Genomic DNA, 26,340 nt, shown 5'->3' with positions numbered 1-26,340 from the left:
ACCGGTCCACACGGACCGGGGCGCTGGTGCGTGAGGGTCCCCCAGCCTGGTGGGGATAACCCCACCAGACGCCGAGGCAAATAGGGGGTACGCACCAGAGACGCGGTGGTACCTCCAAGGGAAGGATTGGAGTATCACTTCCAGTAACAGCGAAAGGCACTTCCTTGAACGAGCGTGCACAACGCCGCCGCGGTTGGTTTGACCAGCTCACAGCGGATATCAGCTACAACTTCGCCGGTTTCTTCATCGGCCTGCCCGCTTTTGTGCTGGCGATTGCCCTATTCAGCGCGGGAATCAGCACCGCAATCATCTACATCGGCGTGTTCATCCTCGTAGGTGGGCTGTACACCGCGAGGTTCTTCGCATCAGCAGAGCGCCAGCTCAGCGAGCGGAACCGCGGGCCCTTGCCGCCCGTCTACTACAAGAGCGGCTCCAACAGCTCGAGGCTGCGGGCCGTCCTCGTGCCCATCACCGATCTCCAGTCCTGGAAGGACTTGATCCACGCCGTCGTCAGTTTCCCGGTCCGGGTCGCCGCCTTCTCGATCACTCTCACCTGGATTGCCGGCGCGCTCGGAGCAATGACGCAGTGGATGTGGATGCGGTTCATTCCAGGGCCACCCAGTGATATTTGGGACCTGCTGGGAGTCGATCCTGCACTTCATTGGCTCTTCCAGTTCGCCACCGGGCTGGTTCTCCTGCTCACCCTTCCGGCTGTCGCGAAAGGACTTGCCCTGCTCCAGCGCGCCCTCGCTGTGGGTCTGCTGACCAACGAACGCCGGCACCTGCAGGAGAGGACCGAGTACCTCACCAACTCCCGTAGCTCGGTGGTAGCAGCTGAGGCCGGAACGCTGCGCCGGATCGAGCGGGACATTCATGATGGTCCCCAGCAGAGGATCGTTCGGATGGCCATGGACCTCGAATCCGCGAAACGGCGGCTGCAGCCCGGCGACTCTGAAACCCGTGAGCTGATTGAAGGCGCGATCGATCAGTCCCGCGAGGCCCTGGCAGAACTGCGCTCGCTCTCCCGCGGGATCGCCCCGCCGATCCTCATCGAACGCGGGCTGCCGGCTGCGCTCGACGCCGCCGCGGCGCGCTGCCCTGTCCCGGTCACGCTCAGCACCGACGGAATGGGAACCGGCCGCTTCACGCCTGCTGCCGAAAGCGCCGCCTACTTCGCCGCCGTCGAAGCCTTGACCAATGTCGCAAAACACTCCAACGCCACCGAATGCCGCCTCAGCGCACGCGCGGAAGAAGATGTCCTCACCGTAGAAGTCCACGACAACGGCCGGGGCGGCGCACACGTCGGCAAGGGGACCGGGCTGGCTGGCCTGCAGGATCGGTTAGCAGGCGTCGATGGCGCCCTGGAGGTCGACTCTCCAGCCGCCGAAGGCACCACAGTGCGGATCAGCATCCCGGTCTCGGTCATCCAGCCGGTGTGAACTGAGCCAGCGCCGGAGCGGATGAAACCAGGCGGTAGAGTCCAAAGGTGCGAGTAGTCCTGGCAGAAGATTCCGTCCTCCTGCGGGAGGGCCTCATCCGGCTCCTGGCCGAGGGTGGCGCGGAGGTGCTGGCGGCAGTGGAGGACGGGGATGCCCTCACCGCCGCCGTCTCGACCCACGAGCCCGACGTCGTCATCACCGATGTGCGGATGCCGCCGTCGTTCTCTGATGAAGGCTTGCGTGCCGCAGCCGCAATTCGGCAAAGCCATCCGGGAATCGGCATTCTTGTCCTGTCGCAGTATGTGGAACTGACCTACGCATCGGATCTGATGGCGGGAGCGTCAGTGGCCGGAGCCGGTGGAGTCGGCTACCTGCTGAAGGACCGCATCTCGCGGCTGGAAGACATGATGGACGCGTTGGTCCGTGTGAAGGACGGCGGTATGGTGCTGGATCCGGAAGTGGTGGCCGCGGCGTTCAACCGGAGGGACGGCAACTCAGTGAGTTTGCTCACGCCGCGGGAGCGGGAAGTGCTGCAGCTCATGGCCGAGGGCCGCACCAATGCGGCTATCGCCCGGCAGCTCACGCTCTCCGCAGGCGGCGTGGAGAAGAACATTTCGTCGATTTTCACGAAGATGGACCTCCCGCCCCACCTGGATGACCATCGCCGCGTGCTTGCTGTGCTGAACTGGGTCCGGAACGGACGCTGACGCGACGGAATAGGGCGCACCCTCCTTTCGTTTTACGATAGAAGACCGCACAACCGGCAGAAAGAAGCCGGTGGTTCCTTCCTCCACATCCCCCGAAAGAGGCGCCGCGTTGAGCGAACTGTCGAACCATGACCCCTTCGGCTTCATCGGCCTGACGTACGACGACGTCCTGCTGCTTCCGGGGCACACGGACGTGATCCCGTCGGAAGCAGATACCAGTTCGCGGGTTTCCCGTCGGATCACCGTCCAGACGCCGCTGCTGTCCTCCGCCATGGATACTGTCACTGAGGCCCGCATGGCCGTCGCCATGGCACGCCAGGGGGGTCTCGGCGTCATCCACCGCAACCTTTCCATCGCGGACCAGGCCGAGCAGGTGGACCGCGTCAAGCGCAGCGAGTCCGGCATGATCACCCACCCCGTCACCATCGGCCCTGACGCCACTTTGCGCGAACTCGACGACCTCTGCGGCCACTACCGCGTCTCGGGGCTTCCCGTGGTCGACGGCAGCGGCAGGCTCCTCGGCATCGTCACCAACCGCGACACCCGGTTCGTCTCGGAATCCGACTTCCCCAACCGGCTCGTCCGTGAAGTCATGACCCAGATGCCGTTGGTCACCGGGCACGTGGGCATCAGCGGTGAGGACGCCATCGGCCTGCTGGGCAAGAACAAGATCGAGAAGCTTCCGCTGGTCGACAGCGACGGCATCCTCCGCGGCCTCATCACCGTCAAGGACTTCACCAAAGCGGAGCAGTACCCGCTCTCCACCAAGGACGACGACGGCCGCCTGCGTGTGGGTGCAGCCATCGGTTTCTTCGGTGACGGCTGGGAGCGCGCCATGGCGTTGGTGGACGCCGGTGTGGACGCGCTCTTCGTTGATACCGCCAACGGCCACAGCGCCGGTGTGCTTGAGATGATTGCCCGGCTCAAGGCCGAGAAGTCCGCCGCCCATGTGGACATCATCGGCGGTCAGGCCGCAACCCGCGAGGGCGCCCAGGCGCTGATCGATGCCGGTGCAGACGGCATCAAGGTAGGCGTAGGCCCGGGCTCCATCTGCACCACGCGTGTGGTGGCCGGCGTCGGCGTTCCCCAGGTCACTGCCATCTACGAGTCCGCGAAGGCAGCAATTCCCGCCGGCGTTCCCCTGATTGCCGACGGCGGACTGCAGTACTCCGGCGACATCGGCAAGGCTTTGGTGGCAGGTGCTGACACCGTCATGCTCGGCTCCCTGCTGGCAGGCTCCGCCGAGGCACCGGGTGAGCTGGTCTTCGTCAACGGCAAGCAGTACAAGACCTACCGCGGCATGGGTTCGCTCGGCGCCATGCAGACCCGCGGCAAGAACACCTCGTATTCCAAGGATCGCTACTTCCAGGCGGACGTCACGGGCGACGACAAGCTCATCCCCGAGGGTATCGAGGGTCGCGTCGCTTACCGGGGACCGCTCGCATCCGTTGCCTACCAGCTGGTAGGTGGCCTGCGCCAAACCATGTTCTACACCGGCGCACGCACCATTGAAGAGCTGAAGGCCAAGGGCAAGTTTGTCCGGATCACCTCGGCCGGGCTCAAGGAGTCGCATCCCCATGACATCCAGATGACCGTGGAAGCGCCCAACTACGGATCGAAGTAGCCAGCCGAAAGGCTAGAGCGGCCCGAACTGCATCCTGCCGTTCGGCTCGCTGTGCGTTCGGGACATTTCCTCAAGCGCCTGCCGTAATCCGGGCTCTTGACCAATCCGCTCGCGGAAGAGGCGCGCAGCGTTCTCGATGTGCCATGCGGGGATGAGGAGGGTCCCGGCGAAGAACGTGACAAGGAAGAAGACTCCCAGCACAGCACCAGTGACGGATCCGGGGCTGAGGCTCGCATTCCCGGATAGGGCAAGCGCCAGTATGAGTCCGCACGATCCAACCGCCACGAGGGTGATTCCGGTCCAGGCACCACGTACCGTGCGCGGGGCCCGTGATGACGCCGGATGACGAGATGTTGGAACCTGCCGGCCGCGCCGGCGCGCGTGAAGCGCACCCGCAGCTCCACCGGTGAGCACAGCCCCCGCAACAGCGTAGGGAGCCCCACCGGGTGCGGTGAACGCCAGCGCAAGTGCCACGAGAGCCAGCCAGGCGCACCAGAAATACAGCATGAGGAAAGTAGCCCGGCTCTGTGCGTCGTTGAGCGCCATACGCCTGAGGATGCTGCCGGTGCCCTGTCCTGCCTCGCTGAGTTGAGGCGACATCCAGTAGTCGAGTGAACGGGTTCCCTGACTCATTCGGAACCCGTCGTGTCGTGATCGAGCTCCAGGGCTTCCTCGAACAGCTCCAGCGCCACGGAGCCGTCCACTTCGCGTTTCGCCAGTTGATCGCCATCACCCGTGGCCAGCTGCCACGTGCCGGACTCGTCGACCATGAGGTTGGCTGTCTTCGACTGCACACCCAGACCATGGTGCTTGATCTGCGCGGCAACCGGTCGGCGCCCAGGTGATCCGCTCCCATCCGATTCCAGCCCTGAATCACCCAGGTAGTGTGCTGCCGCGTCCAACCCGAACTTCAGGACGGGCCTGTCGTTCTTCAGGGGAGTGAACCCGTGAGTGCCGTTGCCGTTGGCGTTCGCCACGAATGCCCCGCCGGCGGATGCCACAGCGAACATGACGTGGTTCCGCTCCGGAGTCACGAGCGCAATCTCGAGCCAATCGCCTGCAGTCGCCATCACGGCGGCGATAAACTCCGTGGGTCCCTTGAGGACCAAATCACTATCGCTTAGTTCGGCCAGGCCACGCACCAGCAGGGTTGTCATGCCGGCCTTGGTCAGTTGCTCGTTGTCTGCCTGCGGGGTGAGCCGAAAGATCTCGCGCGTCAGCGCAGTCGATTCACCGTCATTGAAGGCCAGGAGCGCCAAAATCTCGTGTTCCGTCAGTTGCAGCGAATCCGTAGTGGTCAATGCTCTCTCCGAGATCGGGGGCGGTTAGCGGTTCCTGAAGTGACGCTACTATCCGAAGGCCCAGTTCCACGCATCTTCCGCTCCTTCCGCGATCGCATCAGCCCCATCAGAGATGGCGTCCCCTGCATCGGATGCAAAGTCGGTGATCCTTTCGGTGACCGGCACGTCTCCGGACAGGAACTGTGCGCCGGCCCAGACAAGCGAGGCCGCCGCGAAGAACGGAGCAGCCGGCGTGGGCGTGAGGCTGCCCGCTGCAAGGATTGTAGTGATAGCACCGTCGGCAACAACGTGCCCGTCCCCTGACTGGATACCCTGGTAGGTCTGGCCCAGCCCGGTCAGAATGCTGAGCCCGCCGGCGAACTTGCCGGCCAGGTTCAGGGCATTGAGGGTCTGGGTTCCGCGGAGGTATCCCACTTCCGGCGCCGTGCCGAAGCCGGGAGTGAGCAGGTCCGCCCGCGCCATCGCATTCAGGAGGCGCTCGGCTCCAAGTCCGCCGGCAGAAGTGACCCAGTTCGCTATCTGGAACGGCGGCCAGGCACCAAGATCCCCGAGCCCGTTGCCGAAGAGGTCGAGGAGGTCATCGCCTGCGGAGGCAGGGGTACTTCCGTCCGCCGCGCTCGCAGGGACACCGTCGAAGCCGCCGCCGCCGCCGCCGCCGCCGCTGTCGTCGTCGTTGCTTGTCTGCTCCTGCTGCACAGCCTGATCAACCAGCGCGTGCGACTGCGTCTCCAGCATGGCCGCCGTCTGATTGAGCTGCACGCGTACGGAGGTGTGCCAGCGGGTACGGAACTGGGCCGCGTCCGGACCGTTCCAGGGGATTCCGTTCAGCAGCGCAGTGATGGTTTGGTCCGCCGTCGTTATCGCGGCGCTTGAACTCCCCATGGAGCGGGCGAGATCGCGCAACTGTTGGGGGTTGGCCCCGATTGTTTCCCCAGACATGGTTCTGACTGTACGGAACGGAACCCGGGCGAGCGATGGGCACCTCTCCCCGCTGGGATAACCTAGACCGGTGACTTACGAGATTGAGATCGGCCGAGGCAAACGCGGACGCAGGGCATATTCCCTCGATGACCTTGCGGTGGTCCCGTCCCGCCGTACCCGGGACCCACGGGACGTCTCGGTTCAGTGGCAGATCGACGCCTACCAGTTCGAGATGCCGGTCATCGCTGCGCCCATGGATTCGACCATGTCGCCCGCGACCGCCATTGCGATAGGCAAATTGGGCGGGCTGGGTGTTCTCAATCTCGAAGGCCTCTGGACGCGCTACGAGGACCCTACGCCGGTCCTTGAGGAAATTGCCGGACTGTCCGCCGAAAACTTCAGCCCCGCAGCCACCCGCCGCATGCAGGAGCTGTACGAGGTACCCATTCAGGCTGAACTTATTACCAGCCGGCTGGCCGAAATGCGCGACGCCGGCGTGACCGTTGCCGGGTCACTCACACCACAGCGCACCCAGGAGTTCTACAAGACGGTCTTGGCCGCGGGCGTCGATATTTTCGTTATCCGCGGCACTACGGTCTCCGCCGAGCACGTCTCCAAGAACGAGGAACCGCTCAACCTCAAGCAGTTCATCTATGAGCTGGATGTACCTGTCATCGTCGGCGGCGCTGCCGGCTACACACCCGCGCTGCACCTCATGCGCACCGGCGCGGCCGGCGTGCTGGTGGGCTTCGGCGGTGGAGCAACGACGACGACGCGGCGCGCCCTGGGCATTCACTCACCGATGGCGTCGGCCATCTCGGATGTGGCTGCTGCCCGCCGCGATTACCTGGATGAGTCCGGCGGCCGGTACGTCCACGTCATCGCCGACGGCGGGATGGGCACCAGCGGTGACATTGTGAAGGCCATCGCGGTCGGTGCGGACGCCGTCATGCTCGGCTCAGCACTGGCCCGCGCAGAGGAAGCACCGGGCAAGGGCTGGCACTGGGGGCAGGAAGCCCACCACAGCGAACTTCCGCGCGGAGACCGCGTCAACGTCGGTACCGTCGGGCCGCTTGAGGAAGTGCTCTGGGGGCCCTCTCATCACACCAACGGCACCTCGAACATGATCGGTGCGCTTCGCCGCGCCATGGCAACCACGGGGTATTCGGACCTGAAGGAGTTCCAGCGGGTCGAGGTAGTCCTCTCGCCCTACCTTTCCAACGGCTGATTGCCTAAGGTTGAGGGACCAGTCCGCAACGATGAAGGTGGATCACGGCCATGACCAAAGGCGCCCTCAGCCCCCAGCAGCGTGAAGATGCACTTGCCGCTCTCAAGTCCACCAACCAACCCGGCAAGGAGCTGGACATCCTGATCGTGGGCGGCGGCGTCGTCGGCGTCGGTTCTGCCCTGGATGCGGTGACTAGGGGCCTCGACGTCGGAATCGTTGAGGCGCGGGACTGGGCAGCGGGCACATCCTCGCGTTCATCGAAGCTCATTCACGGTGGCCTGCGCTACCTCGAGATGCTGGATTTCGCCCTGGTTCAGGAGGCACTGAAGGAACGCGGCTTGCTGATCCAGCGAATCGCACCGCACCTCGTCCGGCCGGTGCCGTTCCTGTATCCGCTGACCAAGCGGTTCATCGAGCGGCCGTACGTCGGGGCGGGCATCCTGCTGTATGACACGATGGGAATGACTTCCGGCAACTCGCGCGGCGTCCCCATGCACAAGCACCTCACGCGCAGGGGCACCCTCCGGGCAGCTCCGAGCCTCAAGGATGACGCCATGGTGGGGTCAATCCGCTACTACGACGCCCAGGTGGATGACGCACGCTATGTCGTCAACATGATGCGCACCGCGGCGTCCTACGGGGCCAAGGCAGCAAACCGGGTCTCCGTCGAAGACTTCCTCCGGGAAGGGGAACGCGTTGTCGGGGCACGGGTGAAAGACCAGGAGACCGGCGAGGAATTCACCATCCGCGCCAAGCAAGTCGTCAACGCCACCGGCGTCTGGACGGATGAAACCCAGGCCATGGTCACGGACCGCGGTCAGTTGAAGGTCCGGGCCTCGAAGGGCATCCACCTGGTGGTTCCGCGGGATCGCTTCCAGTCCACCGTCGGGCTCATTCTGCGCACGGAGAAGTCCGTCCTCTTCGTCATCCCCTGGGGCAGGCACTGGATCATCGGCACCACGGACACCGACTGGGATCTGGACAAGGCGCATCCGGCAGCGTCGTCGTCGGATATCGACTACATCCTCGAGCACGTGAATAAGGTCGTGAAGCGGCCGCTGACCCGTGAGGACGTGGAGGGCGTCTACGCCGGCCTGCGTCCGCTGCTGGCCGGGGAGAATGACTCCACGGCCAAGCTTTCCCGCGAACATGTGGTTGCCCACCCTGTTCCGGGGCTGGTCGTTGTTGCAGGCGGCAAGTGGACCACCTACCGGGTGATGGCCAAGGATGCCGTGGATGAAGCCTCGCGTGCGCTCGATGAACGGGTACCGGCCAGCTGCACCGAGACCGTCCCCCTGCTCGGTGCCGAGGGCTACCGGGCAGCCTGGAACAAGCGCGCCCGCATGGCGGAGGAAGCAGGGGTCCACGTCGCGCGCGTCGAGCACCTGCTGCAGCGGTACGGCACCGACGCAGAGCTGGTGCTCGGCCTCATCCGGGAGGACGCCTCGCTGGCAGAGCCGCTCCCGGGTGCCGACGACTACCTGCGAGCAGAAGTTGTCTTTGCCACCACGCATGAGGACGCCCGCCACGTCGATGACGTACTGACCCGCCGCACGCGCATCTCGATCGAGTCCTGGGACCGCGGCGTCTCGGCAGCTCCTGTTGTCGCAAGCCTGATGGCTCCGCACCTGAACTGGAGTGATGCGCAGGTGGACCGTGAGGTTAAGCACTACCTCGCCCGGGTGGAAGCTGAAAGACTCAGCCAACAGCAGCCCGATGACGTGTCGGCTGACAGCGCACGCATGGGAGTCGATGACATCGTGCCGCTAAGCTAGGGTCCGGATCGGTGCACCGGTCAGGCAGAGGCGCCCGGCGCACCCGTCCTCCGCACACGTTCCCGAGTTACCCGTGAGAGGCCGGTTGTGACACCCCTCGACCTGCATGACGCCGAATTGACCACACCACAGTTGGTAATCCTCGACATGGTCGCTGAAGACAAGGCCGACGCCGCTGGCCAGTTGGCGGCGCGCCTGCACCAGGCGGGGCGCGTCACGGACCTTGAGGGCTTCCTCGCGCAGGTCAACTCCCGGGAGCACCAGATGGCAACCGGCCTGCCCGGGGGAGTGGGAGTGCCCCACGCCAGGAGCGAGTTCGTCGAGCAAACCTCCATCGCCGTCGGAGTCACGCGGTACGGGCACAGCCTCGACTTCGGTGCCCAGGATGGTCCCGCAACGCTGGTGCTGTTGATCGCGACCCCCGCAGCGTCCTTCTCCGAGCACCTCGAGGTCCTCGCAACCCTGGCCCGTTCCCTGTTCAAGGAGAACTTCCGCGAGTCGCTGCGCCGGGCACACGACGCGGAGGTCATCAGCGAACTCATCAACTCATCGTTGGTGTTCTTCGACCACTAACACCTGGGAAATTTTGCGCAGCTCCGGTGGGTTCGACGCCGTCTGAACCCACCGGAGCTGCACTAAATTTCCGGGTTTATTCCGTCCGCCAGGACCGCCAGAGCGACGCATATGAGCCGCCGAGTGCAAGCAGTTCGTCGTGGGAGCCGAGTTCTGTGATGTTGCCGTTCTCCACCACAGCCACGCGGTCGGCGTCGTGCGCGGTATGCAGGCGGTGCGCAATGGCCACAACCGTGCGGCCCTCCAGAACCGCACTGAGTGAGCGCTCCAGGTCACGTGCTGCCTGCGGATCGATCAGCGAGGTCGCCTCATCGAGCACCAGCGTGTGCGGATCGGCCAGGACAAGCCGGGCCAGGGCAACCTCCTGCGCCTGGGCGGGGGTTACCTCGTACGCACCTGAGCCAACCTCCGTATCCAGGCCCTCAGGCAGGGCGCGCGCCCAACCCAGCGCACCGACGTCGTCCAGTGCCTTTTCGATTTCGGTGGATGTCGCGTCCGCCTTGCCAAGCCGGATGTTGTCGGCGAGGGACCCCACGAAGACGTGATGCTCCTGCGTCACCAGGGCTACCTCCTGCCGCAGCGCGTCGAGCGGCCGATCCACCAGCGGCACTCCGCCCACCGTCACTGAACCGCCGGTGGGCGGATGAATGCCTGCAATAAGCCGTCCAAGTGTCGACTTCCCGGCTCCCGAAGGGCCCACCATCGCAAGGCGCTCGCCGCGCCGCAACTGAAGGTCCACGCCGTGCAGCACGTCATGGCCCGGCCGGTAAGCGTAGCGGGCACCGGAGACAGTGATGTCATCGGACGAGGGCTGAACGTCGGTTGCCGTCCGGTCCGCCGGGACGTTCTTGATCCCGATGATCCGGGCCAGCGAGGCCGCACCCACCTGGATTTCGTCGGTCCACATGATGAGCAGGTCCACCGGGTCGATCAGACGGACGGCGAACAGTGCCACTGTTGCGACCGCGCCGGGAGTGACCAGGTCCATCGAGGCAAGCCAGCCGCCCCACAGCAGCACACCGGCCACCGGAAGCCAGAACGCGGTGTCCGCAGCCGGAAACAGCACCGATCGCAGCCATAGCGTGTAGCGCTCGGCAGCGAAACTGCCGGTCAGAGCCTCATCGATCCGGTTGCGTCGCAGTCCTCCGAGACCGAGCGCATCTACGGTGCGGGCACCCTCGATGGTCTCCGTGATGGATCCGTTCACCACCGCGTAGCTCTCCCGCTCGGCCTTGTAGCCGGCGGAGCTGCGCTTGAGGTACCAGCGGGTGGCCGGATACAGCAGGGGAACACCCACCAAAAGGGCAATCGAAAGCAGGGGAGAGGTGAGGATCGCTGCGGCCAGCGTGATGATGATGGTAACCACCGAGACCACCACCTGCGGAACGCCGAAGCGGACGGTGTGGGAGACGGAGTCAACATCGTTGGTGGTACGGGAAACGAGATCGCCAGTGCCGGCCTTTTCCACCGTGGACAGCGGCAGCGAGGTGACCTGCGCCATGAAATCCTCGCGTAGCTCAGCGAACACCGTTTCACCGAAGATCATGCCGGCCCGGACGGCGAGCTTGCGCAGGACGGCCTGAACCACCAGGAATCCGAGCATCAGCAGTGACATGGCCGCGATGAACCCACTGGTGGTGCCCGCTACCACGGCGTCGACAACCTGGCCGAGAATGAACGGCCCTACCAGGCCTGCAGCGGCTGAGCCGACGTAGAGCAGTACAACCCTGATCAGCCCGCCGCGGTGATGGCGGATCAGGCGCAGCGATTCCGCCTTCACTGCTTGTGCGTCAGCGACCGGCAGCTTCGCCGATGCAGCTACGGCCGGATCGGTCACCGGCTCTGACACCTGGGTATCACTCACTGCGGATCACCACATTTCGATAGGCAGGGACGGCGGACATCAGTTCCTGGTGCTTTCCTTGCGCACTCAGTCGGCCATCTTCGAGGAAGACAACATGGTCCATGGCGCCGAGCATCAGCGGGCTGGCAGTGACGACGACGGTGGTACCGCCTTCGGTGCCCCGCGCCCGTCCCAGCCGCTCGGCGATCCGGGATTCGGTGTGTGCATCGACCGCGCTGGTCGGCTCGATGAGCACGAGGGTCTCGGCATCCGTCAGCAGCGCCCGCGCAAGGACCAGGCGCTGGCGCTGGCCGCCGGAGAATCCGCGTCCCCGTTCGGTGACCTCGGAGTCCAGGCCGGCCTCCAGGCCGTCGAGGATGTCCAGTGCACTGGCGGCCTCCAGTGCGGCAAGGATCTCCACGTCACTGTGCCGCCCGTGCGGATCCAGCTGACTGCGCAGGGTGCCGGTGAACAACTGCGGGTTGGCCTCGCTCACCACAATGCGGCGCCGGACGTCATCGAGGGGGACCTCGTGCAGGGCGGCCCCACCCCACCGGACTACCGCTTCCCGCAACACCGCGTCATCGAACCTGCCCAACCGGGTGGCAAGGTCGGCAGACATCGCGGGGTCAGCTGAGACCAGAGCGGTCAGTCCGCCGGGCTTGAGAGCCACACCACTAGAGGTGTCCACGAGCGGAGCGGGACCGTCCGGTGCCGCGGCAGTTGCGTTGTCGGTGATGTTCGCGTCAACGGACAGCACGTTGATGATCTTTCGCGCTCCCACGAGGGCCCGGATCGAGTGGGACACCCCATCCGCCGCGCTGCGGATCGGAGTCATCAGGAACACGGAGTAGCCAAACAACGCCACCAGTTGGCCGGGCTCAATCTCACCGTTTAACACCAGCGTGGCACCCACCCAGGTGAAGACCACGCTGAAGGCACCGGCGATGAAGACCTGGGAGGCCTCCAGCGTGGCCAGCGAGCGCGCAACCTTGATACCGGCGTCGCGCGTTTCCGCCGACCGCTCACGGTACCGGCTGACGAAAATGTGTTCCCCGCCGATCCCGCGCAGCACACGAAGGCCGGCGACAGTATCGGCGCCGACGGCGGTCATCTTCCCTGAAGCGTCACGCTGTTCGCGCTGGCGTGCCTGCAACGGACGGACAACAAACAGAAGCAGCGCGCAGCACGCCGGAACACCGATCAGTACAACAACTGCGAGCATGACCGAGCTCAGAGCGATAAGCGCGCACACCACCAACCAGGAAACCAGTGCACCCGCCAGCCGGGCGGCGACGTAGAAAATCTCACCTAGGCGGGTAGCGTCAGAGGCTGCCGTGGACACGACCTCACCGGTCGAAAGCTTCTGCGGCAAAGCGTCGCCCGTGCGGGTGATCTTGTAGCCCACGAGGCGGATCGACTTGAAGGCCGCCTGCATCCAGTTGCTGATCGCCGCGCGGTGCGCCAGCATACCGGCGAACGCCTGCCCTACGGTAAGCGCAACCAGGATGAGGACCCACCACAGCAGTGCGTCCCAGCTGCGGCCGATCATCCCCTCGTCGATGGCGCGGCCCAGCGCGAAGGGAACAACGGCCTGCGCGACCATGAGGAGCGTTTCGAGTACGACGGCGGCAGCAAGGGTGCCCTTCTGTTTGGATGCCAGCCACAACAGATAGCGGGACGGCGACCTAAGGTCAGATTGGCCTGGATCGGGGTAGGGGTACGAGCGCACGAGAATCAATCCTAGTCTCAAATCACTCAAAGTGATAGATGATTCCCAATCACTCGCGCGAGAGTGATCTCGGTCTCCTGAGCAGGGCCGCAATTCGTTCCCTTCAGAGGGCACGAAGTACCGTTAAGGGGTGTTGAAAACCGCGCTCAAGCCGCGATGGATCCTTTCTCTGATCCTCGCTCTGGCTATTGCCGCGCTTTTCGTCCTTTTGAGCCAATGGCAGTTCTCGCGCTCGCAGGATTCCGCGCCGCCTCCTCCGAGTACCACCGAGCAGGTTCAGCCCCTCACCAAGGTCTTTCAGCCGGGCATCCCGATGACCGCCGGCGTGGCAGACCAGATGGTCCGGATGGAAGGCCGCTTCCTGCCGGACACCCGCGTTCTGGTGCAGACACGCCTGCAGGGGGACCGCGACGGACTGTGGGTGGTTTCCGCGTTCGAGGTAGCGGACTCCGGGCTGCCGTCCGCTGTTCTACCGGTCGTGCACGGTTGGGTACCTGAGGCACAAGCCGCGTCAGAGGTGCCCGAACGTGAGGGTGTGGCCGTCGTGCAGGGGAGGTTGCTGCCTACCGAAGCCCCGGCGGTTCAGGTGCCCGTTCCCGGTCAGGTTCCCACCCTGTCCGTTGCGCAGCTCATCAACGTGTGGGATGTACCCCTGATGTATTCCGGTTTCGTTGTTTCCTTTGAGACCGTCATGGACGGCAGCACCGTCCAGCCCGAGGCGCCCCTTGAGGCAGTGACCATTGGTCCGCAGCCGCAAGAGACACCGCTCAACTGGCTCAACATTTTTTATGCCGTGGAATGGTTCGTCTTCGCCGGATTTGCCTTCTTCCTCTGGTGGCGGCTCGTGGCTGACGATCACCGCCGCACGCTGGAAGAGGAAGAGGATCAGGACATCGCGTCGGATCAACACTCTCCGCAACAGCTACAACCCACTACCGACGAGGTAAGAACGTGACCGATTCCGCACCCGCCAAGAGCCCGGCCGGCAAACGCCGCTTCGGTGGAACCCACGCCCAGATCCGATCCGCGCTCAGCTTCTACAAGGTGCTGGCGTACGCGACCGGCATCATGCTGCTGCTCGTCGTGGTGGAGATGGTTGCAAAGTACGGCTTCGGTGCGGAGATCATCGCCGGCGGATCCGCTGGGGCGCTCGGCCTGGTTGAAGAAGCCCAGGTGGACGGCGCCGGCGGGTTCAACCTCTCAACAGCCGTGCTCATCGTCCACGGCTGGCTCTACGTGGTGTACCTGATCGCCGACTTCCGGCTCTGGCAGTTCATGCGCTGGCCGTTCTCCCAGTTCGTGATCATTGCACTGGGCGGCGTCATCCCGCTGCTCTCCTTCATCGTCGAGAAACGCGTCCACCGCCGGGTGGAGGAAGAACTCGCGGCCCACCCCCAAGCCAAGGCAAGGTACTGATTCCATGATGTGCAGCCTCACCCGCACTACCACTAGTGTTGACGCGTGACTACGCCCGCTCCTGCTCCAGAACACCAGCCGGTACTTGTTGTCGATTACGGCGCCCAGTACGCCCAGCTGATTGCCCGCCGCGTTCGGGAAGCGGACGTCTACTCGGAGATCGTTCCTCACACGATCAGCACCCAGGAGCTGCTCGCACGCAACCCCGCAGCAATCATTCTGTCCGGCGGACCGTCCAGCGTGTATGCCGAAGGCGCGCCTCGCATAGATCCTGACCTGTTCGACGCCGGTGTCCCGGTCCTTGGCATCTGCTACGGCTTCCAGGCCATGGCATCAGCGCTTGGCGGCACGGTCGCGAAGACGGGCCTGCGTGAATACGGATCCACCGACGTCGCCGTTTCCGAAGGCGCCCGGTCCATCCTCGAGGGAACCCCTGACCATCAGAATGCCTGGATGAGCCACGGCGACTCCGTTCAGGCTGCACCCGAGGGCTTCGACGTCCTGGCCAGCACAGCCGGTGCTCCGGTTGCTGCGATTGCCCACGAGGGCAAGCAGCTCTACGGCGTGCAATGGCATCCCGAGGTCAAGCATTCGGCACACGGTCAGCAGGTGCTGGAGAATTTCCTGTTCAAGGGCGCCCGTCTGAACCCCAACTGGACCACCGGCAATATTGTCGAGGAACAGGTTGAGCGCATCCGCCAGCAGGTGGGAGACGCACGCGTGATCTGCGGGCTTTCCGGCGGTGTTGATTCGGCAGTGGCTGCGGCTCTCGTGCAGCGTGCGGTGGGCGATCAGCTCACCTGTGTCTTCGTTGACCACGGGCTGCTCCGCGAGGGTGAAGCCGAACAGGTGGAACGGGATTTCGTGGCCGCTACCGGCGTGAACCTCTACGTTGCGAATGAGCAGAAGCGGTTCCTTGAAGCACTCGAGGGCGTCGAGGACCCGGAGACCAAGCGCAAGATCATCGGGCGCGAGTTCATCCGTGCCTTCGAGGAAGCAGAGCGGGCCATCATCGCCGACGCCGAAGCCCACGGCGAGAAGATCCGCTTCCTCGTGCAGGGCACGCTGTATCCGGACGTCGTGGAATCGGGCGGCGGCGAGGGTACAGCCAACATCAAGAGCCACCACAACGTGGGCGGACTCCCGGAAGACCTGCAGTTTGAGCTTGTCGAGCCGCTGCGCACCCTGTTCAAGGACGAGGTCCGCGCTGTCGGTGCCAAGCTCGGACTTCCGGCGGAGATCGTAGGGCGCCAGCCGTTCCCCGGTCCCGGCCTCGGAATCCGCATCGTCGGCTCCATCAACGCTGAACGCCTCGAGCTGCTCCGCAAGGCAGACGCCATTGCCCGAGCCGAACTCACGGCGGCAGGCCTCGACAACGAGGTCTGGCAGATGCCCGTGGTCCTGCTGGCAGATGTACGCAGCGTCGGCGTTCAGGGCGACGGGCGTACCTATGGGCACCCCATCGTGCTGCGTCCGGTCTCCAGCGAGGACGCGATGACCGCTGACTGGTCCCGGCTGCCGTATGAGCTACTTGCCCGGATCTCCAACCGCATCACCAACGAGGTCGACGGCGTCAACCGCGTGGTGCTCGATGTCACCAGCAAGCCGCCGGGAACCATCGAGTGGGAGTGACTTCCGGCCGGCAGCTGTTGCCGGCGGTGGAGGGCGCTTAGCTGATAACAGCGTGAAATCCGACGCCGGCCCGCGTTGCTTGCAGCCTCGGTGGGGCAGCGTCGGCTAGCTTGTAAGACATGCCTATCTGGTCAAGATCAGGCCGTGAGGCCGCAGGGAAGAGGACAACCGTGCCAGTGCAGGATGCCGGGGACTCCGCCGAGGATTTCCTGATTCCGTGGCTTCGCAGGCTGGGGCCGCACGCGGGAACAGATACGCTGCTGCATTTCACGCCGTCGCGCTCCAACAGCATAGACCTCACGCATGCGCATCCGTCCGGCCTTGCGCAGCTTCTGGCAGGCCGCCGGACACGCCTGTCCACCCTGCTGCGCGACCCCGATCAGTACGCCGCCGCCATGAAGGCTGCACGCCTGTTGCGTGCCAAGGTCTACGAACTCGCAACCGAGCGCGGAATCGACGTCGGGTATCTTGCTGCGGGCACCGCTTCGTGGCGGACCATGGACGACGGCGGCCGCACGGACTCGCTGACGGCACCGGTCCTGCTGACCTCCGTTGCACTGACTGTGCACGGATCGCAGGATGACTACGAACTTCAGCTGACGGAGCAGGCGCGGCTCAACCCTGCGCTGGTGCGTACGCTGCAGACGGACCACGGGATCGATTTCAACGCAGAAGCCGTTGCTCAGCTTGCCTACAGCACCGCCCGCTTCGACCCGCATCCCGTGCTGGACCGCCTCCGTGCACTGACCGACAACGTGCGCGGAATGACCATCGAGCATCACATCCTCGTGTCAACGTTCGCTGATCTAGCCGATGTCGGAGCGGACTCAGCTGTCAGCCCGGAGCATCCCCTGCTGTCTGCGCTGATGGACGCTGCCCGGGAAGGCATCGACGCTCCAACAGATGCGGAAGCGCCGTCGCGGGACATGCCGCTTGATGACAGGCATCCGTCCACCGAATTCCTGATCCTTGACGCGGACTCCGGGCAGCAGCGGGTCCTTGACGCGGTAACGGCAGGCGGGTCGGTTGTTGTGTCCGCACCTCCGGGAACAGGCCAGACGCAGACTGCCCTGAACGCAGCTGCTGCACTGGCAGAGCAGGGCAAGAGCGTGCTCGTGGTCGCCGAGCGGCGAGGAACCCTCAACCAGTTCGTGCAGCAACTCGACGCGCTGAATCTTGGCTCGCTCGTGCTGCAACTCAATGCCAACAGCAGCTCCACACAGTTGAAGGATCAGCTGGTTCGGGCCATTGTGCGCAATGAGAAGGCCGTGCAGCCGAAGCTCACGTCCCTGCATGAAACCCTCGTGTCCCACCGGCACAAACTGCTTGACCATGTCCGCTCCCTGCACAACGTACGCTCGCGCTGGGGGTGTTCGCCTTACCAGGCCATGCAGTCCCTCGCCGAACTGACGTCACTGAACCCTGCACCGGCCACCACGGTACGGTTGAAGCGCAGCGTCATGGACAGCATTCCGAACCGCACGGAACTGACCACGCGGCTCCGCCGTGCCGCCGAGTTGGGCGGCTTCAGCAAGGAAGCGACCCACAGCCCGTGGTACGGAGCGAAGCTGCGCAACCGCAAGGAAACCGAGCACGCCCACAGCCTGGCGGTGGACCTGGCCCGGGACATCCCGCTCTTGCGCGAGAAGGTCGGGGCGGTTGCGGCGCACTCGCACATCGAGCTGGGAACCACCTTCGAGGAGTGGGGCGGGCAACTGGACCTGCTGGTCGCCGTGCGCGCCAGCCTGGACAAGTTCACACCGGACATCTTCGATCGACCGGTCACGGACCTCATCTCGGCAACGGCGTCCTCGTCCTGGCGGCGGGAACGCACCATCGAGATGAGTTCGATGACGCGGTCCCGTTTGCGCAGGGTCGCCAAGGAATACGTTCGCCCGGGCGTTCATATTGCAGACCTCCACCAGTCCCTCGTAGAGGTACAGGAACAGCGCACACTGTGGACGAAGTACGCCACCACGGAGCGGCACCCGTCAGTGCCGACGGGGCTGGCGGAGATCAACAGCTTCTACCGCGCCATCGATTCCAAACTTACCGAGCTCACGGCGACGCTGGCCGGCACGCCGGGCGAGCCGCAGCTTTCCGGGATGCCGCTGGATGAGCTGGCAACCCGCCTTTCAGAGTTGGCCCGCGACCGGCAGAGTCTGGCTACGCTTCCCGAGCGCACGCTGCTGCTCGATGAGATGCGGGACAACGGCCTGGGTGAGCTGCTCGATGACCTCTCTGCGCGTGAAGTGGGTGCCCGCCAGGTGGGGGCAGAGCTTGAGCTGGCCTGGTGGCAGTCCGCGCTTGAGGCGATGATCAGCGGTGATGATTATCTTGCAATGTCCGACGGCGCCAGCCTCCGCACGCTTGAGGCGGAGTACCGCCTCGCTGACAATGCGCATGTCGCTTCCGGCGCGAGCCGCATCCGCTGGGCACTCGCTCAACGGTGGCGGGCCGCGCTCGAGACCATGCCCGCCGAAGCCGATCAGCTCCGCGGCCTGCTGCGCGAGGGTGAGCCCGGACTGGACGCCCTCAGCGCGCAGGCCGATGAACTAGTCACCGCACTCATGCCGGTCTGGGCAGCCAGCCCGCTGGTCCTGCCGCTGGTCCTTCCCCAGGGCAAAACGTTCGACGCCGTCATTGTGCTCGACGCCGAATCGATCTCCCTCCAGTCCGTGGTTCCCGCTTTGGCGCGGACACGGCAGGTCATCGCCTTCGGTGACGATCGCCTAGGCGGCCCGCGCAGCTTCACGGTTTCGGTCGAGGACGAGCGCCGGAACACACCTGAGCACCTCCCGAGCGCTTACCAGGCGCTGGCGGCAGTCCTCCCTTCGCTGAAGCTTCGGGAGATCTACCGGGGCGTGGACAAGGATCTGGCCGCCTTCCTCAGTGAACGCTTCTACGGAGATGAGCTGACCCGGCTGCCCTCGGCCTCAGAAGTTTCCGCAATGGAGCGCGCGTTCACCGTCGAGTACCTTGCGGACGGAACCGGCATGCCGAGCTCGGATCACGACGGCGTGGAGAGCGTCGCCGCCGAAGTGAACCGCGTAGTGGATCTGGTCTTCGAACACATCCGAAAGCGGCCGAGTTATTCCCTGGCGGTTGTGACTGCAAGCGCTCGGCACGCCCAGAGGGTCGGCGAGGCTGTTCGGCTTACCATGGCTGACGCTCCGTGGGCAACTGACTTCTTCCTGCCGGGCAATGAGTCTTTCCGCGTTGTGCCCATTGATCGGGCAGCAGGCCTCACCCGGGATGCTGTTATTTTCTCGCTGGGCTTCGGCCGGACGCCGCACGGGCGCGCGCTGCACAATTTCGGGCCTCTCTCAGCGCCGGGCGGGCGTGGCAGGTTTGTCTCCGCGATGACCCGCGCCCGCTACCGGCTGCACGTCCTCACGTGCTTCCGGCCGGAGGACCTGGATCCTGAACGCCTGGGACATGGCGCGCTTGACTTCTACGAGCTTCTGCGTCGGGAACTCGGCGAGGAAGCGGTGCAGAGCTCCGAGGTCCCGACGGAAGCCGCCAACGAAGACCCGCTGGTTGCGGACCTGGTGGAACGACTCCGGCAGCGCGGCGCCGTGGTCCGAAGCAATCACGCCGAGGTGCTGGACATTGTCGCAGCACCCGCTCCGGATGTTGCGACGGCCGATCAAGCTCTGCCTTTTGTTTCACCCGTGGCGATCGAGTCGGACGGATCGGACCGCTACCGTGGGATGACCGTGAGGGAGAGGAGCCGGCTCCGGCCACAGTTGCTCGAACGGATGGGCTGGCGCTACCTGCCGTTGTGGACGATCGAGGTGTTCACTGACCCGGAAGGCTGCGCCGACCGTATCTCCGGATATCTTGGTTTGGAGCAGGCTGACCGTCAGCGTTCGCGCCGGTCAGCACAGGAGCCGCCTGCAGGAAACGGGGAGACAATGGAAACCGGAACCGACAGCACCCAGCCCGAAGACAATGGCGATGCAGCCGGTGGCAAGGCCGGACCCGCCGCCGGAGACACGCCCGGCGATTCCGGGAGCGGGCATACTGCCGGCGCCGCATCCCCTGCAGCCCAGCCCAGCTCCGAGGCAACAACGAGTACCGCACCGCACGGAGATGTCATTCCGCAGCGTGCCGGTGAGGATGACCCGCGGTCCTGGAATGACGACGACGGCAACCATGACGAGTGGCTGAAGGAGCAGAAGCCGCCGCACTGGAGCTAGCATCCTCACTGCGGTGCTCGGGCCGGCAGCCACCATGACTCAGGACCAGTGCGCCACACTGGGATTCACTTACCCGCTGCTGTTCGCCGCGGTAAGCACCAGGTGAACCTGACCCGTGCTGGAGGCTCCGGCCAACGCCGCGGCTTCATCAGGGTTTGCAGCGACGACCACCAGCCCGTCTTCGGTCCCTGACGGGGCCGAGAACGGCCCCGTTCCTGATTCTTCGGACGTCCAGAGCACTGGTAGCCCGCGCGCCAGGACGGTGTTCTTCGCTGACACTTCAAAGCCGTTGCCCGTGCTCAGCACCACGTCCACCCGTTGCCCGGCCGCCACTAGCTGCACGGTTGATGCGTCAGCCGGTCGAAGGGGGACAGCCACCGTGCCCTCAGGGCTTCCGACGAGGAGGCCCGCTCCAACCAGGAAGTTCTGGGCGAGGATATCCCCGGCATAGACAGGCGTTGCCAGCTGCTGTCCGGCGACCAGGTCCGGTGAACCGAATGAGTGTTCCGGGACGGCCGCCTCGGGAAGATGAACAACGGATAGCTGGTCCGCAGTAAGTACCGTACCCACGGGAAGGTCCGCTGACGCAGCAACTACCTGCACGGTGGCCGGATCCGGTGGCAGGAACACTTCAACAGCGACGCCGGCGGCAGCGCAGAGGATGCCGGCAGCCAGCAGGCGCCGTTTTCGAAAGATGAACGCGCGGACCCGGTTCCGGGTCCGGTTGGGAGCGCTGGCGGATTTTCTCATGGACCAACGCTAGGCAGGCAGCCGTGCCAGTGGTCCGGAATGAGCCCCTATGTGGAAAAACCGCCCCGGGAGTGCCGGCTGTGCAGGACAACCGGGACTCCCGACGCGGAAAGCACTCGCGAAAAGATCCGGGCTAGGCCGAAGCCGCCGAGCTGGTTGTCGCGGTTCCCTTTGACCTTGCAGACGACGACGTTGCTGACGACGACGCTGGGGAAGAAGAAGGGGCCTTGCCCTCTGACCCCGACGAGCCTCCAGCCGGCTTGGCCGCCGGGCTGCTGCCCGCCTCGACTGAGGAGGACGTGGCACGGGAGTCCGTTCGGTAGAACCCGGAACCCTTGAAGACAACACCCACGCTGTTGAACTTCTTGCGCAGCCTGCCCTCGCACTCGGGGCAGACGGTCAGGGAGTCATCCGAGAAAGACTGCTGGACGTCGAAGGCATGGCCGCAGTCCCTGCAAGCGTAAGCGTATGTAGGCATGGACAATCCTCCTGGAGAAAGTTGTTCAGTGACGGTCCGGTTGCCCTGGTGACCCAGAAACGTTGGCACTCGACCCGTCCGAGTGCCAATTCTACACTGTCAGCCGGTGGGTGAGGAATGCTGCCCGGATACCTGGAAGAGACCCGAGGGCGTGAAAGCGCCGTGCAGCGGCATATCGAGCGGAGTTGCTTCGACCCTCCCGGCAGGTAGTACTTCCTCGTTGTACAGATAGCCGAGCCTGGCGGCATCCGGCTGTTCGAGGACCAATTGAGCCAGGAACCGGTCGTAGTACCCGCCCCCCTGGCCGATCCTGTTTCCCAGCTGATCCATGCCCAGCCCGGGCACAAGCACCAGGCGGAGCGGTAGCAGAGCCGTGAAACTTCGGCGCTCACCGACCGGCTCCCACAGCGGCGCGCGGGGGCTCTTGGCGAGCTCAACTCCGGGTTGCCAGGACACCCAGCTCAACTGGTACCGCGGTTCACACACCGGAACGACGACGTCGTAGCCCGCCTCAATCAGGGCAGGCAACAGCACCTCGGTGCCGGGCTCCGGAGGAGCTGACAGGTAGGCCGCAATGCACCCGGTGCCCCGCACAGTGCCGGAGTTCAGCCAGGTGAGCACGTGCCTGGCCAGCTCGGCTGCTGCTGTTTGTTGCTCCTGTGCCGCCACGTGGCGGCGCCGCTCACGCAGGGAGCGGCGAAGCTCCTCCTTCATCCGGGAGGCCGGCGTCGGGTTCGGCGAAGACTTCGGCAAAGAAGCGGGTGAGTCCATGCTGGCACTGTACAGCGGGCGTCCGACGTTGCATGTGCATCGAAGGAGCGCCCAATTCTGTAGTGTTGTGGCATGACTGAGCGACCAAGAGTGAACAAGGCCGTCATTCCTGCAGCTGGGCTGGGTACCAGGTTCCTGCCGGCCACCAAGGCGATGCCCAAGGAAATGCTGCCGGTTGTGGACCGGCCGGCCATTCAGTATGTGGTCGAGGAAGCGGTAGGCGCCGGTATCAATGACATCCTCATGATCACCGGGCGCAACAAGAGGTCACTCGAGGACCACTTCGACCGGGTGCCGTTCATCGAGCAGACCCTTGAGGCAAAGGGTGATTTCGAGAAGCTCGCCTCCGTGCGTCGCGCCTCGGAGCTCGGAGACATTCACTACCTCCGTCAGGGGGATCCCAAGGGTCTCGGGCATGCGGTGCTGCGGGCCAAGCTTCATGTTGGGGACGAGCCCTTTGCCGTGCTGCTCGGCGATGACCTGATCGATGAGCGCGATGAACTGCTTGAGACCATGATCGATGTCCAGGCCAGAACCGGGGGGTCCGTGATCGCGCTGATCGAAGTTGATCCCGATCAGATCAGCGCCTACGGCTGTGCTGACATTTCCGGGCTCGACGGTGAGGAATACGTCCGCGTCAACAAGCTGGTTGAGAAGCCCGCTGCTGACGAGGCGCCATCCAACCTTGCGGTCATCGGACGCTATGTCCTGCATCCTCGTGTCTTCGGAGTCCTGGAGGAAACCGGACCGGGCCGTGGCGGCGAAATCCAGCTGACCGACGCTCTGCAGACCCTTGCAGCCGCAGAGGGAGAGGGATCCGGCGTTTATGGCGTTGTCTTCCGCGGCCGCCGGTATGACACGGGGGACAAGCTGAGCTACCTCAAGGCAGTAGTCACCCTCTCCTCCGAACGGGAAGACCTCGGTCCTGACCTGAGGAAGTGGCTGCAGGAGTTCACTGGCTCCTTCGACGGCTAACAACTGACATGTGGGGTCGGTTCACCTGGCCGGTCACCCTTGAAGCCGGCAACCTAGTTCTACGTCCGCTCCGGCACCGCGACAAACGCGAGTGGCTGGAATTGCGTCAGCGCAACCTGGACTGGCTTTCGCCATGGGAAGCGTCCAACCCGGCACCGGGCGGATACTTGCCGACCTACCACGAGATGGTGCGGGCGCTGAATTCGCAGGTGCGCTCGGCCAGTGCGCTGCCGTTCGTGATCGCAGAGCGGCCCGAAGGTGGAGGCAGGCCTGCCATGGCAGGCCAGCTCACCGTGTCAGGAATCGTGTGGGGTTCCGCCCTCACAGCGACACTCGGTTATTGGGTGGACAGGGAGCGGGCGGGCCGGGGAATTGCGCCGACTGCGGTGGCGCTGGCAACCGACTACTGCTTCTGGGAACTCGGTCTGCACCGCATGGAAATCAACATCCGGCCGGAAAACGCTGCCAGTCTCCGGGTAGTCCAGAAGCTGGGTTTCAGGGATGAGGGTATTCGTCGGTCCTACCTGCATATCGCCGGTTCCTGGGCCGACCATCGTTCCTTTGCGTTGACGTCGGACGAGGTTCCAGGCGGTCTTTTGCGCAGGTGGCAGGAGAGAGCGCCGCGGCTCTGACGAACTTCTTGATTTCCCCCTCGGACACACCGCCGCGAATGAGAGACCGAAGGGGCAACTGCTCCTAACGTTTTGTAGGTGGACTTCTCTCTGAACAGCTCAGTCGTACTGGCGGCAATCGTCGGGCTCTGGCTCATCTGGGTGGCCCCCTTCCTGATGCGGCGCCGGCAGCCACTGCCCGTTACCGGCCGCGCACCCATCGCATTTCCAAGCACCGCACACGGAGACGCCGGTTTCCAGAGGAGCGTCATGACAATGTCCGCCGCTGACAATTCACGGCCCGCATCCGCATCCCCGTCTGCCGGGCGCGCAGGTTCAGGGTCCTCGAAGGTGTCAGGCGGCGCACCGGGCCTCCGGATTCACTGGGGCAGGCTCACAATCGCGCTGGTCGGCGCGGTTGCGCTCACAACAGCGCTTGTCACCTCGGTGCTCGCCGTCGTCGGCCTGGCCCCTTCAGTCCTTCCTGTGGTTGCGCTCCTGGTGGCGATCGCCAGCGTCGCAGTGCTGCGCACGCTTGCACTGCGCGGGCGCAGCCGCAGTCCCCAGCAGGTCTCGGCTGCACCGCGGGAGCCGGCAGCCGTCCCAGCCCCGGAACGGCACACAGTGCAGCGGCCCACCACGCTGTTCAATGCCGAGGAGCAGGGAAGCCCCAACACGGCGGAAGAAAGCACACCTCACGACGACGGCGCCTCCGCCACGGTCGCTGCCCCGGTCCAGTTCACTGCAGCCGAGCTGCGCGCAGCGGCACTCGCTGTTGCCGCAGAGTCGGGAGAGAATCCCGCCGGCTCAGGAACGCCCTGGCAGCCCGTGCAGGTACCGAAGCCCATGTACATTGAGGCTCCGAAAGCTGAGCGCGAGGATCCGGCTCCGCTGGACCTGCCCGAGGCGCCAAAGCCCGTGGCAAAGACGCCGATCAAGAACGGTGCCGTCGCGCCCACGACTGCTTCCGCGCCCACGACTGCTGCTCCGCAGGCCGAGACATCAGCTACACCCAAGATGAACCTGGACGACATCCTGCAGCGTCGCCGCGCCTAGTCCGCGGCTGAAAGCCCGAGTGTTTCGTTGACGGAGGCGGAAGAGCTCGCGCTGCTGGAAGGACGGGCCATTGGGCCGGCGCTCGAGGCGGCGGCAGCAGCCCTGACCGGTTCGCTCATCCAATGGTCCCTGAGCGGCATCCATCACCGGCCGGGCGCGGGAGTCACGGGTATTTACGCCATCCGATGCGAGGTATCGGGCGAAATACTGAACGGGTTCCTGTGCGTCACCACCCGTCCGGTACCCGGAACGTTTGCCCGTTCCGTGCGCCTGCACGGTCCGGAAGGCCTGCCGCTCCTGGCCTGGAGCCATCCCAATGATCCGCTGCTTCCTGATCTGGACTGGGCGTGCGATGCCCGCTCTGTTGGTCCCGAACTGTTCGGTGTGCCTGCGGCCACGCTGACAACGTTCGGCTATCGCCCCATGAGGCGGGCAGTGCTTCGGGCCGAGGGCGCGGGGGAGACCCGCTTCCTGAAGGTGCTGCCGCGGGGCCGCGCTGCGGCGCTGTACGAGAGGCACCGGCTACTGCTCGATGCCGGCATTCCCGTTCCACAACCTGCGGAGTCCCCGCGCAGGGATGTGCTGGTCACCAGGCAGGCGTCCGGAACACCACTCGCGCAGCGGCTGCTGGAGGATGGCGCAACCGGTTTTGAGCCGGAAGTTGTGGTCGATCTGCTGGAGCGGTTGCCCCGTGCCGTGTGTGACCTGCCGGCGCGGCGGCCGTGGTCTGCGGGAGTCCACCGCTACGCGGGCGCCGCCACAGCCGTGCTGCCTGACCAATCGGAGCGGATCAAAACGCTGGCTTCCAGGGTGGAATATGGCACCCGCGCAGCACCGGCCGGGCCGGTGGTTCCAACCCATGGTGATTTCTATGAGGGCAATCTTCTGGTCGATGGCGGAAGCATCACTGCTGTTCTTGATCTCGACGGGTTGGGTCCCGGCCACCTGATCGACGATTTGGCATGTTTCCTGGCCCACCTTGCCATGCTGCCCTGCGTTGATGAACGCTACACCGCAGTTCCCGCAGCGCTGGCGCGGTTCCAAAGGGTATTCGAGGAGCGGGTCGACCCCACAGCGCTTAGGGCACGGGCGGCAGGGGTGAGCCTGACTCTTGTAGCGGGTGCAAGGAATTCAGGCCGGAACCAGGCCGGCGGCGGCTGGCGGGAAGGCGCGCTGCAGCGGCTGCTGGTGGCTGAGAACTTCCTGGGTCCGGGCCGCGGTCCGGGTCCGGCTGCTGGATGAGAGTTTTCTCATCAGGGCTTCCTCCTGCTCTCACAATGGATCGCCATGATTGAGCAACGGGACC

General features: G+C 64.9%; 22 protein-coding genes. 14 read left to right on the top strand and 8 right to left on the bottom strand.

Annotation, left to right across the window (positions count from 1 at the left end):
• Positions 1 to 164 precede the first annotated feature (164 nt).
• From ABFX19_RS00830 to guaB, 3 genes are all read left to right on the top strand, one after another.
• Complete coding sequence (locus ABFX19_RS00830; protein WP_346027158.1) at positions 165 to 1,439, top strand: sensor histidine kinase; 1,275 nt, start codon at positions 165 to 167, stop codon at positions 1,437 to 1,439.
• 47 nt (positions 1,440 to 1,486) lie between these two features.
• Positions 1,487 to 2,146 (top strand): response regulator, encoded by a 660-nt coding sequence (locus ABFX19_RS00825; RefSeq protein WP_346027157.1) that lies wholly within the window; start codon positions 1,487 to 1,489, stop codon positions 2,144 to 2,146.
• Between the two features lie 118 nt (positions 2,147 to 2,264).
• A complete protein-coding gene (gene guaB, locus ABFX19_RS00820) occupies positions 2,265 to 3,770 on the top strand; it encodes an IMP dehydrogenase (RefSeq protein WP_428831018.1) in 1,506 nt (501 codons plus the stop codon).
• A gap of 12 nt (positions 3,771 to 3,782) precedes the next feature.
• On the opposite strand, the gene ABFX19_RS00815 is transcribed toward guaB, so the two are convergent.
• Genes ABFX19_RS00815 through ABFX19_RS00805 form a run of 3 tightly spaced genes read right to left on the bottom strand, consistent with a single transcriptional unit; the run spans position 3,783 to position 6,010 of the window.
• Positions 3,783 to 4,403 (bottom strand): hypothetical protein, encoded by a 621-nt coding sequence (locus ABFX19_RS00815; protein ID WP_346027155.1) that lies wholly within the window; start codon positions 4,401 to 4,403, stop codon positions 3,783 to 3,785.
• A complete protein-coding gene (locus ABFX19_RS00810) occupies positions 4,400 to 5,071 on the bottom strand; it encodes a hypothetical protein (RefSeq protein ID WP_346027154.1) in 672 nt (223 codons plus the stop codon). Before ABFX19_RS00810 ends, ABFX19_RS00815 begins: the two co-directional genes overlap by 4 nt.
• A gap of 48 nt (positions 5,072 to 5,119) precedes the next feature.
• Positions 5,120 to 6,010, bottom strand: coding sequence for a hypothetical protein (locus tag ABFX19_RS00805; protein ID WP_346027153.1), 891 nt, complete (start codon positions 6,008 to 6,010; stop codon positions 5,120 to 5,122).
• A 70-nt stretch (positions 6,011 to 6,080) separates the two neighbouring features.
• Here ABFX19_RS00805 and ABFX19_RS00800 point away from each other — a divergent pair, with 70 nt between their 5' ends.
• The 3 genes from ABFX19_RS00800 (at position 6,081) to ABFX19_RS00790 (ending at position 9,568) form a co-directional block, all read left to right on the top strand.
• On the top strand, positions 6,081 to 7,220 hold the full coding sequence (locus ABFX19_RS00800; protein WP_346027152.1) for a GuaB3 family IMP dehydrogenase-related protein: 1,140 nt from the start codon (positions 6,081 to 6,083) through the stop codon (positions 7,218 to 7,220).
• 50 nt (positions 7,221 to 7,270) lie between these two features.
• Positions 7,271 to 8,995: a glycerol-3-phosphate dehydrogenase/oxidase gene (locus tag ABFX19_RS00795; RefSeq protein ID WP_346027151.1), complete on the top strand. Its 1,725-nt coding sequence runs from the start codon at positions 7,271 to 7,273 to the stop codon at positions 8,993 to 8,995.
• Positions 8,996 to 9,082: 87 nt separating this feature from the next.
• Positions 9,083 to 9,568, top strand: a complete 486-nt coding sequence (locus ABFX19_RS00790) for a PTS sugar transporter subunit IIA (protein WP_056544212.1) — start codon at positions 9,083 to 9,085, stop codon at positions 9,566 to 9,568.
• 76 nt (positions 9,569 to 9,644) lie between these two features.
• Here ABFX19_RS00790 and ABFX19_RS00785 read toward each other — a convergent pair whose 3' ends face one another.
• Together ABFX19_RS00785 and ABFX19_RS00780 are read right to left on the bottom strand one after the other, a co-directional pair.
• The gene (locus ABFX19_RS00785; RefSeq protein WP_346027150.1) at positions 9,645 to 11,432 is read right to left on the bottom strand and encodes an ABC transporter ATP-binding protein; all 1,788 of its coding nucleotides are present in this window, start codon (positions 11,430 to 11,432) and stop codon (positions 9,645 to 9,647) included.
• Positions 11,425 to 13,143 (bottom strand): ABC transporter ATP-binding protein, encoded by a 1,719-nt coding sequence (locus ABFX19_RS00780; protein ID WP_346027149.1) that lies wholly within the window; start codon positions 13,141 to 13,143, stop codon positions 11,425 to 11,427. The genes ABFX19_RS00785 and ABFX19_RS00780 overlap by 8 nt, the downstream gene beginning before the upstream one ends.
• A 130-nt stretch (positions 13,144 to 13,273) precedes the next feature.
• Between ABFX19_RS00780 and ABFX19_RS00775 the strand changes: the two genes are divergently transcribed.
• From ABFX19_RS00775 to ABFX19_RS00760, 4 genes are all read left to right on the top strand, one after another.
• Entirely contained in the window at positions 13,274 to 14,098 is an 825-nt protein-coding gene (locus ABFX19_RS00775; RefSeq protein ID WP_277359257.1) for an SURF1 family protein, read from the top strand.
• Positions 14,095 to 14,559 carry a DUF3817 domain-containing protein gene (locus ABFX19_RS00770; protein ID WP_277359258.1) on the top strand — a complete coding sequence of 155 codons (465 nt, stop codon included), beginning with the start codon at positions 14,095 to 14,097 and terminating at the stop codon, positions 14,557 to 14,559. The genes ABFX19_RS00775 and ABFX19_RS00770 overlap by 4 nt, the downstream gene beginning before the upstream one ends.
• A gap of 45 nt (positions 14,560 to 14,604) precedes the next feature.
• Complete coding sequence (gene guaA / locus ABFX19_RS00765) at positions 14,605 to 16,191, top strand: glutamine-hydrolyzing GMP synthase (protein ID WP_277359259.1); 1,587 nt, start codon at positions 14,605 to 14,607, stop codon at positions 16,189 to 16,191.
• A 119-nt stretch (positions 16,192 to 16,310) separates the two neighbouring features.
• Positions 16,311 to 20,393, top strand: coding sequence for a DUF4011 domain-containing protein (locus ABFX19_RS00760; RefSeq protein WP_346027148.1), 4,083 nt, complete (start codon positions 16,311 to 16,313; stop codon positions 20,391 to 20,393).
• 69 nt (positions 20,394 to 20,462) lie between these two features.
• Here the strand turns inward: ABFX19_RS00760 and cpaB are convergent, their stop codons facing one another.
• The 3 genes from cpaB to ABFX19_RS00745 form a co-directional block, all read right to left on the bottom strand.
• Positions 20,463 to 21,143, bottom strand: a complete 681-nt coding sequence (cpaB, locus tag ABFX19_RS00755; protein ID WP_277359261.1) for a Flp pilus assembly protein CpaB — start codon at positions 21,141 to 21,143, stop codon at positions 20,463 to 20,465.
• A gap of 133 nt (positions 21,144 to 21,276) precedes the next feature.
• Positions 21,277 to 21,621, bottom strand: coding sequence for an FmdB family zinc ribbon protein (locus ABFX19_RS00750; protein ID WP_277359262.1), 345 nt, complete (start codon positions 21,619 to 21,621; stop codon positions 21,277 to 21,279).
• A gap of 99 nt (positions 21,622 to 21,720) precedes the next feature.
• A complete protein-coding gene (locus tag ABFX19_RS00745; protein ID WP_346027147.1) occupies positions 21,721 to 22,392 on the bottom strand; it encodes a 5-formyltetrahydrofolate cyclo-ligase in 672 nt (223 codons plus the stop codon).
• A gap of 72 nt (positions 22,393 to 22,464) precedes the next feature.
• Between ABFX19_RS00745 and galU the strand changes: the two genes are divergently transcribed.
• The 4 genes from galU (at position 22,465) to ABFX19_RS00725 (ending at position 26,276) form a co-directional block, all read left to right on the top strand.
• Entirely contained in the window at positions 22,465 to 23,367 is a 903-nt protein-coding gene (galU, locus tag ABFX19_RS00740) for a UTP--glucose-1-phosphate uridylyltransferase GalU (RefSeq protein ID WP_056544238.1), read from the top strand.
• A gap of 8 nt (positions 23,368 to 23,375) precedes the next feature.
• Positions 23,376 to 23,999, top strand: a complete 624-nt coding sequence (locus ABFX19_RS00735) for a GNAT family N-acetyltransferase (protein WP_277359264.1) — start codon at positions 23,376 to 23,378, stop codon at positions 23,997 to 23,999.
• A gap of 78 nt (positions 24,000 to 24,077) precedes the next feature.
• A complete protein-coding gene (locus ABFX19_RS00730) occupies positions 24,078 to 25,034 on the top strand; it encodes a hypothetical protein (RefSeq protein ID WP_346027146.1) in 957 nt (318 codons plus the stop codon).
• A 27-nt stretch (positions 25,035 to 25,061) separates the two neighbouring features.
• Positions 25,062 to 26,276, top strand: a complete 1,215-nt coding sequence (locus ABFX19_RS00725) for a phosphotransferase (RefSeq protein WP_346027145.1) — start codon at positions 25,062 to 25,064, stop codon at positions 26,274 to 26,276.
• Positions 26,277 to 26,340: the final 64 nt, after the last annotated feature.

Source organism: Arthrobacter parietis (assembly GCF_039530425.1).
GTDB classification, from domain to species: domain Bacteria; phylum Actinomycetota; class Actinomycetes; order Actinomycetales; family Micrococcaceae; genus Arthrobacter_D; species Arthrobacter_D parietis.
This window is presented reverse-complemented; position numbering and strand designations above follow the sequence as displayed.